Source organism: Frateuria edaphi, assembly GCF_021117405.1.
Classification (GTDB): Bacteria; Pseudomonadota; Gammaproteobacteria; order Xanthomonadales; family Rhodanobacteraceae; genus Frateuria_A; species Frateuria_A edaphi.
In genome coordinates this window covers 482,737-496,691 of record NZ_CP088251.1, presented here as the reverse complement: position 1 = coordinate 496,691, position 13,955 = coordinate 482,737, and the positions used below count along the sequence as shown (strand labels likewise).

Genomic DNA, 13,955 nt, shown 5'->3' with positions numbered 1-13,955 from the left:
AAACTAGCCGTCTACCTTCTCCCTTCACGCCGCCTGCTTACGGAGCACCTCATGGCTATGACGCGAAACCAGCGCCTCGGCATCTTCCTGGCACTTGCCCTGGTGATGGCCATTACCCGTGGCGCCGTGCACACCCATCATTTCGAGGCGTTCCCGGACGCGTCCTGGGGCGTGTTCTTCCTCGCCGGCTTCTGGCTGCGCGGCGCCGGGCGCTGGGCGTTCCCGCTGCTGATGGCCGAGGCCGTGCTGGTCGACTACCTGGTGATCAGCGGCCAGGGCCTGAACTTCTGGAGCCACTACTGCGTCTCGCCGGCCTACTGGTTCCTGGTCGCCGCCTACGGCGCGCTGTGGCTGGGTGGCAGCTGGCTGGCCCGCCGCCAGGCCGGCCTGAAGCTTTCCACCGCGGGTCTGGCCGTTGCCGCGCTGCTGGTCAGCGAGGCGGTCTGTTTCGTGGTTTCCAACGGCAGCTTCTACTGGCTGAGCGACAGCGTGCCGGCGCCGCGCAGCATGGCTGCCTGGTTCCAGAACATGGGCGACTGGTATCTGCCGTTCCTGCAGGTGACCGCGCTGTACGTCGGACTCGGCGCGGCGGTGCACGTGCTGGCGACCCAGCTGACCCGCGCTCTCGCGCACGAAGGCCAGACGCGCTGATGGGCAACCGCCTGTCGAAGATCTACACGCGCACGGGCGACGATGGCAGCACCGGCCTGGGCGATGGTTCACGCGTGCCGAAGGACTCGGCCCGCGTGGCCGCCTACGGCACAGTGGACGAACTCAACAGCACGATCGGGATGGTGCTCGCCTGCCCGGACGTGCCGGCCGAGGTGCACGAGGCGCTGACCCAGGTCCAGCACGAGCTGTTCGACCTTGGCGGCGAGCTGTGCATCCCCGGCATGGCCATGGTCCAGGATGCCGACATCACGCGGCTGGAATCGGTACTGGACGGCTTCAACGAACCGCTGCCGCCGCTGAAGGAGTTCATCCTGCCCGGCGGCGGCATGGCGGCGGCCTGTTGCCATCTGGCGCGCACGGTGTGCCGCCGCGCCGAGCGCGAGGTGATCTCGCTGGCGCGCGTCGAAGCGGTGCGGCCGCAGGCACAGCGCTACCTCAATCGGCTGTCGGACCTGCTGTTCGTGATCTGCCGCGTGCTGGCGCGTGCCGGCGGCCACGGCGAGGTGATCTGGCAGCACGAGCGCCGCCCGCGCGGCTGACCCACCCCGATGCTGCGGCTCTATACCCATCCTGCCTGCCTGCAGCACGACCCCGGTCCTGGCCATCCCGAATCTCCCGTGCGCCTGCACGCCATCCTGGCGGCGCTCGACCGCGACCGTTTTGCCACGCTGGACCGCATCGAGGCGCCACGCGCCAGCATCGATGCGCTCGAGCGCGTGCACGATCCGGCGTACGTGGCGCGCATCCTCGCCAGCGCGCCGGTCGATGGCGTCGTGCGGCTGGACGAAGACACGCTGATGTCGCCCGCCTCGGCCGAAGCCGCGCTGCGCGCTGCCGGCGCCGTCGCCACCGCGGTCGATGCCGTGCTCAACGAACGTGCCAGCCGAGCGTTCTGCGCCGTGCGCCCGCCCGGCCATCACGCCACGGCCGACCAGGCGATGGGCTTCTGCCTGTTCAACAACGTCGCGGTCGGCGCCGCGCACGCGTTGGCGGAACATGGCCTGGAGCGCGTGGCGATCGCCGACTTCGACGTGCACCACGGCAACGGCACCCAGGACATCTTCGCGCGCGAGCCGCGCGTGCTCTTCGTCTCCAGCCACCAGTCGCCGCTCTACCCCGGAACCGGCGGGGCGGATGAAACCGGCGTAGGCAACCTGCTCAATGTCCCCCTGCCGCCGCAGACCGGCTCGCGGGCTTTCCGGGAAATCTGGGAGGAACGGCTGCTGCCGCGGCTGGACGCCTTCCGCCCGCAACTGCTGCTGGTCTCGGCCGGCTTCGACGCCCACCGCGCCGACCCGCTCGCGCAGTGGCAGCTGGACGCCGACGACTATGCGTGGCTGACCGCGCAACTGGTGGACATCGCCCGTCTGCACGCGGGCGGCCGCGTCGTTTCCACCCTCGAGGGCGGCTACGACCTCGACGCCCTGGCCACCAGCGCCGCCGCGCACGTCGCGGCGTTGATGAGCTGAGTGCAGCGCCCCGTCGGGTGGGTTTTCCAGCCAACCTCCTCGGGGGAAAGCGGTGGACTGAAGCCCACCCTACGGGGCGTCAGGCCCGGGGCGCTCCTGCCGGCCATGCACCCTTTCTGCTAGTTTTACGCGTCCTGACGAACGCCGACAGCCCACCGTGACGCTGAGCCACACGATCCCGCGCGCTTTGCCCCCACGCCGCCTGCTGGCGGTCGCCGCAGCCCTCGCCCTGTTCGGCGGCCCGGTCGAGGCCCAGACCGCGGCACCCGAGGCGGCGGCTCCCGCCGCGCCAGCCAGCGCCGCCGGGGTATCGAGCTGCCCGCTGGGTGCGTTCCACTGTCCGGCGCGCCCGGAAAGCTTCGCGCTGTGCCGGCCCAACGCCCTGCTGGAGTTCTACGATCCAACGCTCCCGCGCGACGCCGCGCTGCGCGAGACCTCCGACACGGTCGTCGACGCCGCCCACGTGGACAGCTCCAACCGCGCGGTTTACCGGCTTTCGGGCAACGTGCGCATCGAGCGCGCCGACCAGCTGCTGCGTGGCGACCGGATCGACTACAACGACACCACCACCGACTACGACGCGCAGGGCAACGTGCGCTACCAGGAAGCCGGTGAGCTGCTCAGCGCCGACCGCCTGCGCGGCAACACCCAGGCCAACCGCGGCGTGGCCGAGAACGTGCGCTACCAGCTGCTGCAGTCGCGCGGCAATGGCACCGCCGCGCGCGGTGAACTGCTCGACGCCCAGCGCAGCCGCTACAACCTGGTGAGCTATTCGACCTGCGATGTCGGCCACCATCTCTGGGAAGTGCGCGCAAAGAGCCTGGAGATCGACAAGTCCACCGGCGTGGGCAAGGCGCACGGCGCGACCATGCGCTTCGCCGATGTGCCGTTCCTGTACCTGCCCTACTTCACCTTTCCGGTCGACAACCGGCGCAAGAGCGGCTTCCTGTACCCGACCTTCGGCAGTTCGAACCGGTCGGGGACGATGTTCGCCATCCCCTACTACCTGAACCTGGCGCCGAACTACGACGCCACGATCGAGCCGCGCATTTATACCCAACGCGGTGCGATGCTGGCCGGCGAGTTCCGCTACCTGGTTCCGGACACGCGCGGACAGCTCAACTTCCAGTACCTCCCCAACGACCGCGGGGACAATAGCTCTGAGGATGAACCGACCAAGGGCACGGACCGCTGGTGGCTCAATTACACCAACGTCACGCGCCTGGGCGGGCCGTGGAACTTCAGCACCTCGATCAACCGCGTATCCGACCGCAGCTATTTGCGCGACTTCGGCAACGACCTGTACACGACCTCGGTAGGCATTCTCAGCTCCAGCGGCTACCTCCATGGCAACGGCGACTGGTGGAACGCCTCTTTCGGCGCCACCAGCTACCAGAACGCCGACCCTTACCTTCCGGACACCGTGTTGCAGTACAAGCGCTGGCCGACCGCGACTCTTGGACTGAACATCCCGATCAACCGCTGGCTCGAGTTCGGTGCCGACACTGAAGCGACCGCGTTCCGCAAGGACGAGCGCATCGAGGGCGACCGCCTCGACCTCTACCCGTATCTCGCCGCCGATTTCCGCGGTGCCGCATGGTTCGTGCGGCCGAAGCTTGCCTACCGCTACACGGCTTACCAGCTCGATGGCAATTACCGCGACTACGGCTACAACGGTCCCCTTCCCAGCACCCTGGTGTCTCCCTTCGATGACCGAACACCCAGCCGCGCGCTGCCGATCGCAAGCCTCGATACCGGCTTGATTTTCGAACGCCCGACCTCGCTGTTTGGCACGTCTTACAGGCAGACGCTGGAGCCACGGCTGTATTACCTCTACGTGCCCTACCGCAACCAGGACGACCTGCCCGTGTTCGACTCGCGTCGGATGTCGTTCGACTACTGGCAGCTGTTCTCGCCCAACCAGTTCTCCGGCGCCGACCGCCAGATGAACGCCAACAACCTCACCGCGGCGCTGACCACCCGGTTGCTGGACGACGACGGCGTCGAGCGGGTGTCGGCCAGCATTGGCCAGATCCACTACTTCGCGCCGCAGCGGGTGCAGTTGCCAAATAGCACGATCACCACCGCCGCGCCGACCGACTGGACGCGTTCGGACTACGTGGCCCAGCTGGGCGTGCAGTTGAACGATCGCTGGCGTCTCAACAGCGCCTACCAGTGGAGCCCGAACTCCCGCCAGACCGACCTGGGCACGCTGGAGCTGCAACGGCGCGTCGGTGCCGACGGTATCTTCAACTTCTCCTACCGCTTCCGCCGCAACCTGGTGGAGCAGTACGACGCCTCGGCGATCTACCCGATTTCCGAGCGCTGGCGCCTGCTCGGGCGCTGGGTGTACTCGGTGCGCGACAACCGCACGGTCGAGGCCCTGGCTGGGGTGGAGTACGACAGTTGTTGCGTCGCGGTACGGATGGTCGGGCGCCACTACGTCATCACCCAGGGCCCGCTCATCAACCGCGGCAACAGCAACAACGCGCTGATGTTCGAGCTGGTCTTCAAGGGCCTGGGCGCCTTCAACGGCCAGACGGAAGATGTGCTGCGGCGTGGTATTCTTGGCTATCAGTAACGGCCTGGCCGCGAACTTTCCGCTGCCGTTGCGATCCACGGTTGTCGACCGGCACGACCGGCCCCCTGGCACCGCCTCCTCAACCATCGCCGCGCAGGCGATTGAAGGTTCCGACCGATGAAGCAACCCACCGCGCTGCTCCTCCTCGCGCTCGCCGCGGCCACCGTCCTGCCCGTCCAGGCCCAGCTGCTGCCCCAGGCCCAGGGCCAGGGCGACGCCTCGGCCTCGGGCACGCAGCCGCTCGACCGCATCATCGCGGTGGTCGACGACAGCGTGATCCTGCAGAGCGAACTGGATGAGGCCATGCGCTCGGTCAAGCAGCAGTACGCCAGCAACCCCGGCCAGCTCCCGCCGGAGGACGTGCTCAAGCGCCAGGTGCTCGACCGCCTGGTGCTGATGAAACTGCAGGTGGCCAAGGCCGCCGACCAGGGCATCCGCGTGTCGGATTCGGACATCGACCAGGCCGTCGCCGCGGTCGCCCAGCAGAACCACCTGACGCCAGAGCAGTTGCAGCAGGCGGTCGAGCAGAGCGGGCAGGGTTTTGCCGCCTTCCGCACCCAGCTGGGCGACCAGCTCATGGTCCAGCGCCTGCACGAGAGCGTGGTGCGCGATTCGGTCAACATCACCGACAGCGAAATCAACAACCTGCTCAACAGCCCCACCTACAAGGCGGGTGAAGTGCATCTGGCGCACATCCAGGTCTCGATTCCGGCCGGCGGCAGTGCGGACGACATCGCCGCGGCGCAGGCCAAGGCACAGGAGGCGCTCGATGCGATCAAGGGCGGCATGGACTTCAACGCCGCGGCGATCCGCTACTCCGACGCTCAGGACGCGCTCGAAGGCGGCGACCTCGGCTGGCGCAAGATGGACGAGATCCCGCCGGCTTTCGCCGACACCATCTCCGGCATGAAGCCTGGCCAGGTCAGCGCGGCGCTGCGCGGCCCCACCGGCTTCCACATCCTCAAGCTGGTCGACCAGCGCGAGCCCAGCCGGCAGGTGGTCACCGAGTACCACGCCCGCCAGATCCTGATCCGCCCGAGCGAGCTGGTGACGCCCGAGCAGGCGCAGCAGAAGGCGCAGGACCTGTACAACCGCATCGTCAACAAGCATGAGGACTTCGCCAAGCTGGCGAAGGAGAACTCCAAGGACCCGACCACCGCCAATGCCGGCGGCGACATGGGCTGGTTCCAGCGCGACCAGTGGGGCGGCACGATCGCCCAGCAGCTCTCCCAGCTCAAGGACGGCGAGGTTTCCCAGCCATTCCAGAGCGAGGCCGGCTGGCACATCCTGCAGCTGGAAGGCACGCGCAAGAGCGACGTGACCGAGGAGAGCGAGCGCAACCAGGCGCGCCAGGCGATCGGCAACCGCAAGGCCGAGCAGGCCTATGAGGATTTCCTGCGGCAGCTGCGCTCGGATGCCTACGTCAACATCCTGGTGCCGGAGCTCAAGGATCCCGACGCGCGGGACAAGAGCTGAGTCGTGCCTTGAACGCCGGCCTGCCCCGACTGGCGCTGACCGCCGGGGAACCGGCCGGCGTCGGCCCCGAACTGCTTGTCCGGCTCGCATCGACGCCGCTCGCGGCCGGACTGGTCGCCATCACCGACCGCGACCTGTTGCGCCGCGCTGCAGCGCGTTGCGGCGTACCGCTGGAACTGCATGAAGACGACGGCCAATTGCATGCGCACGTGCCGGGCAGCCTGCGCGTCCAGCATGTGCCGCTGGTGGTGGAGGAGCACCCCGGCAAGCCCGATCCACGCAATGCGCGCCACGTCCTGACCACGCTAGCGGAGGCCGCGGATGGCTGCCTGGCCGGCAGCTATGCGGCGGTGGTCACGGCGCCGTTGCAGAAGGCGTCGATCAACGAGGCCGGCATCCCCTTCAGCGGTCATACCGAGTTCTTCGCCCATCGCGCCGGCGCGGACGTGGTGATGATGCTGGCCAGTCCTGAGCTACGGGTTGCGCTGGCCACCACGCATTTGCCGCTGGGCGCAGTGCCCGCGGCGATCACCGGCGAGACGCTGGCGCGCACGCTGCGCATCATGCACGGCGAACTCAAGGCCAGGTTCGGCATTCCCGCTCCACGCATCGCGGTACTCGGTCTCAATCCGCATGCCGGCGAGGGCGGTCACCTCGGCCGCGAGGAGCTGGACGTGATCGAGCCCACGCTGGCGCGGCTTCGCGACCTGGGCATGCACTTGCTTGGCCCGTTGCCGGCGGATACCGCCTTCGTACCGGCGCAGCGGGGACGCTACGACGCCGTGCTGGCGATGTACCACGACCAGGCGCTGCCCGTACTCAAGAGCGAAGCCTTCGATCGCACCGTCAACATTACCCTCGGCCTGCCTTTCATCCGCACCTCGGTCGATCACGGCACCGCGCTGGACCTGGCCGGCACCGGCCGCGCGGATCCGTCCAGCCTGATCGCCGCCGCCCGGATGGCGGTGGAGCTGGCCAGCCGCTCCGGCTCTCCGGGGTAAGCGAGAAATTCCGATGAACGCCCGCCCCAAGAAAAGCTTCGGCCAGCACTTCCTGCACGAAAAGCGCTACATCGAGCGCATCGTCGGCGCGATCGCGCCCAAGGCGGGCGATCGCGTCGTTGAGATCGGCCCGGGCGAAGGCGCGCTTACGCTGCCGCTGCTGACCGCCGCGGGCCAGCTCGTCGCGATCGAACTGGACACCGACCTCATTCCCGCTCTTCAGGCGCGCGCAAACACCGTGGGCATGCTGGAAATCGTCCATGCCGACGTGCTCAAGGTGGACTTCACCGCACTGGCGCAGCGTCTGGGCGTGCCGCGGGTACGCCTGGCCGGCAACCTTCCCTACTACATTTCCAGCCCGATCCTGTTCCATTGCGTCGACCACGCCGCCGCGATCCAGGACATGCATTTCATGCTGCAGAAGGAAGTGGTCGATCGCATGGCGGCGGCGCCCGGCAGCAAGGTCTATGGCCGTCTGTCGGTGATGCTGCAGCTGGCTTGCTGGGTCGAGCCGCTGTTCACGGTGCCACCGGGCGCGTTCCGCCCGCCGCCGAAGGTGGATTCGGCGGTCGTGCGGCTGGTGCCGCTGGCCGCGCACGAGCGCCACGACGCCGATCCCGATCGCGTGCACGCGATCGTCAAGGCCGCCTTCGCGCAGCGGCGCAAGACCCTCGCCAATGGGTTGAAGAACCTGCTCGACAGCGATGCCATTGCCAGCGCGGGAGTCGATCCGAAGGCGCGCGCCGAGACTCTCGCGCCCGGCGACTTCGTGCGCCTGGCAAAGCTTCCCGCCTGACGCGCCGTCTACACGCGCAGGCTTGCGCGCAGGCCGTACAATCGGCGCATGAATCCCAAAGCTTCCTACACGATCGACGTGCAGGTCGAAACCCGTTTCGTCCCCGACCAGTCCAAGCCGCACGACAACCGCTACGTGTTCGCCTACACCGTGACGCTGCACAACGCCGGCGACATGCCCGCGCGGCTGCTCACCCGCCACTGGGTGATCACCGACGCCAACGGCAAGGTGGAAGAAGTGCGCGGCGAGGGCGTGGTCGGCGACCAGCCGTGGATGCGGCCGGGCGACCGCTACCAGTACAGTTCCGGTGCCGTGCTGGACACCGCCGTCGGCACGATGCGCGGCAGCTACCAGATGCTCGCCGACGACGGCACGCGCTTCGAGACGCCGATTCCCCCGTTCACGCTGTCCATACCGCGCACCCTGCACTGATGGAACGCACACCCGAGGGTTCGCCTGCCATGGATCGGTTCTGGACGGACGAGTTCTGATGGCGACATATGCAATCGGCGACGTGCAAGGCTGTTACCCGGAGCTGTCGCGCCTGCTCGACAAGTTGCGGTTCGACCCTGCCGATGACCAGTTGTGGTTCTGCGGCGATTTGGTCAACCGGGGCGGCGAATCGCTGCAGGTGCTGCGGATGCTTCACGGCCTGCGCGAGAACGTGGTGGTCACGCTGGGCAACCACGACCTGAGCCTGCTGGCGATCGCACAGCGCAAGCCGGACGCGCAGTCGCGGGTCAATCCTGAGCTGCGGGAGGTACTGTTCGCCGACGACGCGCCGGTACTTTTCGAGTGGCTGCGCAACCAGAAGTTGATGCACTACGACGAAGTATCGGGATGGGGCATGGTGCACGCCGGGTTGGCCCCGTCGTGGACGCTGCGCCAGGCGTTGCGCGCGGCGCAGGAAGTGGAGCGCGAGCTGTCCAGCCCGCGCCACCCGCGATTGCTGCGCAACCTGTTCGGCAACCGCCCGGCCGCCTGGTCGAGCCGGCTGCAGGGGATCGAGCGTTTCCGCGCGTCGATCAACACCATGACGCGCATGCGCTACTGCGACGTCAACGGACGGATCGACTTCGAGGCCAAGGGCATCCCGGGTTCGCAGAAGCCCGGGCTGTATCCGTGGTTCGCCGTGCCGGGCATGCGCCGGCGCGAAGGCAGGATGGTCTGCGGGCACTGGTCCGCGCTCGGCCGCTTCGCCGGCCTGGGCGTGTACGCGATCGACACCGGCTGCGTATGGGGCGGCCAGCTGACTGCGCTGCGGCTGGACCAGGAAGAACCGCAGTACATCACGGTCAATGCGGAGCCGCATCGCAAGCGGCCGCCTGGCGGCGGGGACTGACTCTGCACCTCCCTCGGGGGAGAGGGCTAGGGGTGCGGGGACGTTCTTGCCACGACCTCACCTACGCGTCATCAAGGCCCGCCGTAGTGGCTCATCGCGAGCCCCGGCCACCATCTTGGTCCTCTCCCCGAAGGGGGAGGACGCATCGCGTAATCAGGCCAGCTGGCCGTGGCAGTGCTTGTACTTCTTGCCCGAACCGCACGGGCACGGATCATTGCGGCCGATCTTCGGGCCTTCGTGGTGCACGGTACCCGCGGCGGCCGAGGGCGGAGCATCGTTGCCCAGCGCGTTGACCGGGGCACCACCGCCGCTGGCGAGCATCTGCTGCTGCAGGCGCGCCGCCAGGCGCTGCTGTTCGGCTTCCATCGCGATGACTTCTTCCTCGCTGCGGATGCGCACGCGCGCGAGCATCTGCACGACTTCGGTCTTGATGCGGTTGAGCATCTCGGCGAACAGCTCGAACGACTCGCGCTTGAACGCCTGCTTGGGATCCTGCTGCGCATAACCGCGCAGGTAGATGCCCTGGCGCAGGTAGTCCATGCTCGCCAGGTGCTCCTTCCAGGCATTGTCGACCACGCTCAGCATGATGTGCTTCTCGAGCTGGCGCATGGTCTCGGCGCCGATCTGCGCCTCCTTGGCCTTGAAGGCCTGGTCCATCGCCTCGCGTACGTGGTCGCGGATCTGCGCGGCTTCCAGCTCGTGCTGCTGCTCGACCCAGGCCTTCAGGCCGGTGGCGATGCCGAACTCGCTGTCCAGCGCACGCTCGAGGCCGGCGATGTCCCACTGCTCGTCGATGCTGTCCGGCGGCACGTGGGCATTGACGATCGACTCGACCACGTCTTCGCGGATATCCGCGATGGTTGCCGAGACGTCCTCGCCCTCCAGCAATTCGTCGCGCTGGCGGTATATCACCTTGCGCTGGTCGTTGGCGACGTCGTCGAACTCGAGCAGGTGCTTGCGGATGTCGAAGTTGTGCTGCTCGACCTTGCGCTGCGCCTTCTCGATCTGGCGGCTGATCATGCGCTCCTCGAGCGGATCATCCTCCTTCATGCCGAAGCGCTTCATCCAGCGCACCAGGCCCTCGCCGCCGAAGATGCGCAGCAAGTTGTCCTCCAGCGCCAGGTAGAAGCGCGACGAACCCGGATCGCCCTGGCGACCGGAGCGACCACGCAGCTGGTTGTCGATGCGGCGGGATTCGTGCCGCTCGGTGCCGACGATGTGCAGGCCGCCGGCGGCGAGCACCTGCTCGTGGCGCTTCTTCCATTCGCTCTTGACGCGCTGGCGGTCCACCTCGGAGGCGTCCTCCGGCAGAGCGGCGAGCGCGGCTTCCAGGCTGCCGCCGAGCACGATGTCGGTACCGCGGCCGGCCATGTTGGTGGCGATGGTCACCGAGCCGGGCGCGCCGGCCTGCGCCACGATGTGCGCCTCGCGCTCGTGCTGCTTGGCGTTGAGCACTTCGTGCGGGACCTTGGCCTTGGTCAGCATGTCGGACAACAGCTCCGACACCTCGATCGAGGTGGTGCCGACCAGCACCGGCTGGCCACGCTTGTGGCAGTCCTTGATGTCCTCGACCACGGCGCGGTACTTGGCCTGCTGGCTGAGGAACACGATGTCCAGGTTGTCCTTGCGGATCATCGGCTTGTGGGTGGGGATGACCACCACCTCCAGGCCATAGATGGTCTGGAACTCGTACGCCTCGGTATCGGCCGTACCGGTCATGCCGGCCAGCTTCTTGTACATGCGGAACAGGTTCTGGAAGGTCACCGTCGCCAGCGTCTGATTCTCGCGCTGGATCGGCACGCCCTCCTTCGCTTCGACCGCCTGGTGCAGGCCGTCCGACCAGCGCCGGCCAGCCAGGGTGCGGCCGGTGAACTCGTCCACGATGATCACTTCGCCGTCGCGCACGATGTAATCGACGTCGCGCTGGTAGATCGCGTTGGCGCGCAGCGCGGCGTTGAGGTGGTGCACCACCGCCAGGTTGCGCGCGTCATACAGTCCGCTCTCCGGATCGATCACGCCGGCCTTGCGCAGCAGTTCCTCGGCGTGCGCCATGCCTTCTTCGGACAGGTGCACCTGCTTCTGCTTCTCGTCGACCCAGTAGTCGCCAGCGCCATCTTCGGTCGGCTGGCGCTTCATCTGCGGCACGATGCGGTTGACCGCCAGATAGAGCTGCGGGGAGTCCTCGGCCGGGCCGGAGATGATCAGCGGCGTGCGCGCCTCGTCGATCAGGATCGAGTCGACCTCGTCGACGATCGCGTAGTTGAGTCCGCGCTGGTAGCGCTGCTCCTTCGACAACGCCATGTTGTCGCGCAGGTAGTCGAAGCCGAATTCGTTGTTGGTGCCGTAGGTGATGTCGGCGGCGTAGGCGGCATGCTTGTCGCCGTGGTCCATGCCCGGATACACCACACCCACGCTCAGGCCAAGGAAGTTGTAGAGCTTGCCCATCTGTGCCGAGTCGCGGCGGGCGAGGTAGTCGTTCACTGTGACCACGTGCACGCCCTTGCCTTCGAGGGCGTTGAGGTAGACCGGCAACGTGCCCACCAGCGTCTTGCCTTCGCCGGTGCGCATCTCGGCGATCTTGCCCTGGTGCAGCACCATGCCGCCGATCATCTGCACGTCGTAGTGGCGCATGCCGAGTACGCGCTTGGCGCCTTCGCGCACCACGGCGAAGGCCTCGGGCAGCAGCCTGTCGAGCGTCTCGCCCTTGGCCACGCGCTCCTTGAACTCGTCGGTCTTGCCGCGCAGCGCCGCGTCGTCCAGCTTCTCGAACTCCGATTCCAGCGCGTTGATCCGCGCGACGGTCTTGGAAAGCTGGCGCAGCACCCGCTCGTTGCGGCTACCGAAAAGGCTGGTCAGGGCGCGATTGAACATCGATCTTCCGTCAGTGAAGGCTGAAGGCCCGCGGCGGCCACGGGCGAAAGGAGACATGTTACTACAGCCGCTCCAGCTGGCCGGGATGGCGGCGGAGGGCGGGGGATTCAAGAGGGTCGAGCGTCACGCCCGCGCGGGAACCGCAGGAGCTCGCCTGCGGCGAAGGCAATCGCCCAGCGCAAGGCCAGGAGTACCTCCCGCACGCCGGCTCCTGAAGGCCGGCTACGGGCTCAGCGGTGGCTCTTCACGTAGGCCAGCGGATTGACCACGCGACCCTTGTACCAGACCTCGAAATGCACGTGCGGACCGGTCGAACGACCGGTGGAGCCGGCCTGCGAGACCACCTCGCCGACGTGCACGCGCTGGCCCGGATGCACCAGCAACTTGCTGTTGTGGGCATAGCGGGTCATGTAGCCATTGCCGTGGTCGATCTCGACCACCTTGCCGTAGCCGCTGCGCACGCCAGTGAAGGTGACCATGCCTTCGGCCACGGCATGGACCGCCGAGCCGAACGGCACAGCGATGTCCAGACCGGTGTGGCGCGCGCTGTGGCCGTCGAACGGATCCGGGCGCACGCCGAAATAGGAGGAAATGTAACCCGAGGCCGGCATGCCGGTGGGCTTGAGGTTGGAATCGATCTTGGCGTCCAGCAGCAGGCTCTGCAGCGCGGACAGCTGCGCCTGCTGGACGTCGAACTGGCCAGCGAGCTGGTCGATGCTCTTGTCCAGCGTCGGCGGCAGGGCGTAGGCGCTGCCGGCGGTGTCTTCCAGACCGCCCATCGCGGGCTGCTGGTCGAAGTTGAATTCGTCCGGATCGAGCTTGCCGACCTCGGTCAGCCGTTCGCCCAATGCGTTGAGACGGGTGGACTGCGCCTCGAGCTGGCCGAGCTTGACCGCCAGGGCGTCGAGTTCACGCTGGGAGTCCTTGCGCACGCCCGCCAGTTGCGTGTCCTGGTCGCGAATCTGTTGCTTGAGCTGCTGGATTTCGGCCAGCGCGCGGTCGCGAGGGCTGGATACCGTCAGCGCCACCGCGGCGCCCAGTACGCCACACCCGACCACCGCCGCCATCGCCAGCCCCGCCAGCCGCCAGCGCAACCGCCGCTGGCCCAGGTCGAGGGTCTTGGGCACTTTTCGGGAGCGGGATACGAGTATGATCTGCATTGCTTTTCTTCACTTCAGATGACGGCCATGCAGCGCGCCGATTCTCCCGCCTCCCGCCGCCTCGACCGTGGCCCCAAACCATTGGCCGAATGCGGTTCGTTCGCCTCGCTGGCCAAGAAGGCCGGTGAGCTGGATGCGTTGGATCGTGCCCTGCGCCAGACGCTGCCGACGCCCTTGCGCGAACAGGTGCGATTCGCCCACCTGCGCAACGGCCGCCTCGTCTTCCTGGCGTCCTCACCGGCCTGGGCAGCTCGCCTGCGCCTGATGCAGGCGCAGATACTCGCTACCGCACGTGCCATCGGCACGAGCGCCGGTTCGGTCACCGTGAAAGTGGCTCCCCCCCGACCGGCCGCAACGGAACCGGATCGGTCAAAACCGCTTTCGCCTGCCGCAGCCATCCATCTCAAAGCCGCCGCAGCATCAATCACAGACCCCGAACTGAAGGGACTGTTCCTCGAGCTGGCGTCCATCGCCGAAACTGCTGGATTCCCGGTCGCCAAGGACTGACTGGCGCGGGGCGCCGTGCCTTCGCGTGTGCCCGGCGGGCACCGTTTTCCCCCTTGCCACCCCGAGGGCGGCAGAAGGTT

12 protein-coding genes are annotated in these 13,955 nt (G+C 67.6%); 10 read left to right on the top strand and 2 right to left on the bottom strand.

Annotated elements, in window-relative coordinates; all coding sequences use genetic code 11:
• The first annotated feature begins 51 nt into the window (after window positions 1-51).
• The 9 genes from LQ772_RS02175 to LQ772_RS02135 all read left to right on the top strand — a co-directional run bounded on the left by LQ772_RS02175 (window position 52) and on the right by LQ772_RS02135 (window position 9,337).
• Window positions 52-651, top strand: coding sequence for a hypothetical protein (locus LQ772_RS02175; protein WP_231323580.1), 600 nt, complete (start codon window positions 52-54; stop codon window positions 649-651).
• Window positions 651-1,211, top strand: coding sequence for a cob(I)yrinic acid a,c-diamide adenosyltransferase (locus tag LQ772_RS02170; protein ID WP_231323579.1), 561 nt, complete (start codon window positions 651-653; stop codon window positions 1,209-1,211). The genes LQ772_RS02175 and LQ772_RS02170 overlap by 1 nt, the downstream gene beginning before the upstream one ends.
• 12 nt (window positions 1,212-1,223) lie before the next feature.
• Window positions 1,224-2,141, top strand: coding sequence for a histone deacetylase family protein (locus tag LQ772_RS02165; RefSeq protein ID WP_231325846.1), 918 nt, complete (start codon window positions 1,224-1,226; stop codon window positions 2,139-2,141).
• A 157-nt stretch (window positions 2,142-2,298) separates the two neighbouring features.
• Complete coding sequence (locus LQ772_RS02160) at window positions 2,299-4,722, top strand: LPS-assembly protein LptD (RefSeq protein ID WP_231323577.1); 2,424 nt, start codon at window positions 2,299-2,301, stop codon at window positions 4,720-4,722.
• Window positions 4,723-4,839: 117 nt separating this feature from the next.
• Window positions 4,840-6,198, top strand: coding sequence for a peptidylprolyl isomerase (locus tag LQ772_RS02155; protein WP_231323575.1), 1,359 nt, complete (start codon window positions 4,840-4,842; stop codon window positions 6,196-6,198).
• Between the two features lie 8 nt (window positions 6,199-6,206).
• On the top strand, window positions 6,207-7,199 hold the full coding sequence (pdxA, locus tag LQ772_RS02150; protein ID WP_231323573.1) for a 4-hydroxythreonine-4-phosphate dehydrogenase PdxA: 993 nt from the start codon (window positions 6,207-6,209) through the stop codon (window positions 7,197-7,199).
• 13 nt (window positions 7,200-7,212) lie between these two features.
• Window positions 7,213-7,995 carry a 16S rRNA (adenine(1518)-N(6)/adenine(1519)-N(6))-dimethyltransferase RsmA gene (gene rsmA / locus LQ772_RS02145; protein WP_231323571.1) on the top strand — a complete coding sequence of 261 codons (783 nt, stop codon included), beginning with the start codon at window positions 7,213-7,215 and terminating at the stop codon, window positions 7,993-7,995.
• 48 nt (window positions 7,996-8,043) lie between these two features.
• Entirely contained in the window at window positions 8,044-8,427 is a 384-nt protein-coding gene (apaG, locus tag LQ772_RS02140) for a Co2+/Mg2+ efflux protein ApaG (RefSeq protein WP_231323569.1), read from the top strand.
• A gap of 58 nt (window positions 8,428-8,485) precedes the next feature.
• Window positions 8,486-9,337, top strand: a complete 852-nt coding sequence (locus LQ772_RS02135) for a symmetrical bis(5'-nucleosyl)-tetraphosphatase (RefSeq protein ID WP_231323567.1) — start codon at window positions 8,486-8,488, stop codon at window positions 9,335-9,337.
• A gap of 153 nt (window positions 9,338-9,490) precedes the next feature.
• On the opposite strand, the gene secA is transcribed toward LQ772_RS02135, so the two are convergent.
• Together secA and LQ772_RS02125 are read right to left on the bottom strand one after the other, a co-directional pair.
• Entirely contained in the window at window positions 9,491-12,208 is a 2,718-nt protein-coding gene (gene secA, locus LQ772_RS02130) for a preprotein translocase subunit SecA (protein ID WP_231323565.1), read from the bottom strand.
• A 230-nt stretch (window positions 12,209-12,438) separates the two neighbouring features.
• A complete protein-coding gene (locus LQ772_RS02125; protein ID WP_231323563.1) occupies window positions 12,439-13,368 on the bottom strand; it encodes a M23 family metallopeptidase in 930 nt (309 codons plus the stop codon).
• 27 nt (window positions 13,369-13,395) lie between these two features.
• On the opposite strand from LQ772_RS02125, the gene LQ772_RS02120 reads away from it, so the two are divergent.
• Window positions 13,396-13,875 carry a DciA family protein gene (locus LQ772_RS02120; protein ID WP_231323561.1) on the top strand — a complete coding sequence of 160 codons (480 nt, stop codon included), beginning with the start codon at window positions 13,396-13,398 and terminating at the stop codon, window positions 13,873-13,875.
• Window positions 13,876-13,955 lie beyond the last annotated feature (80 nt).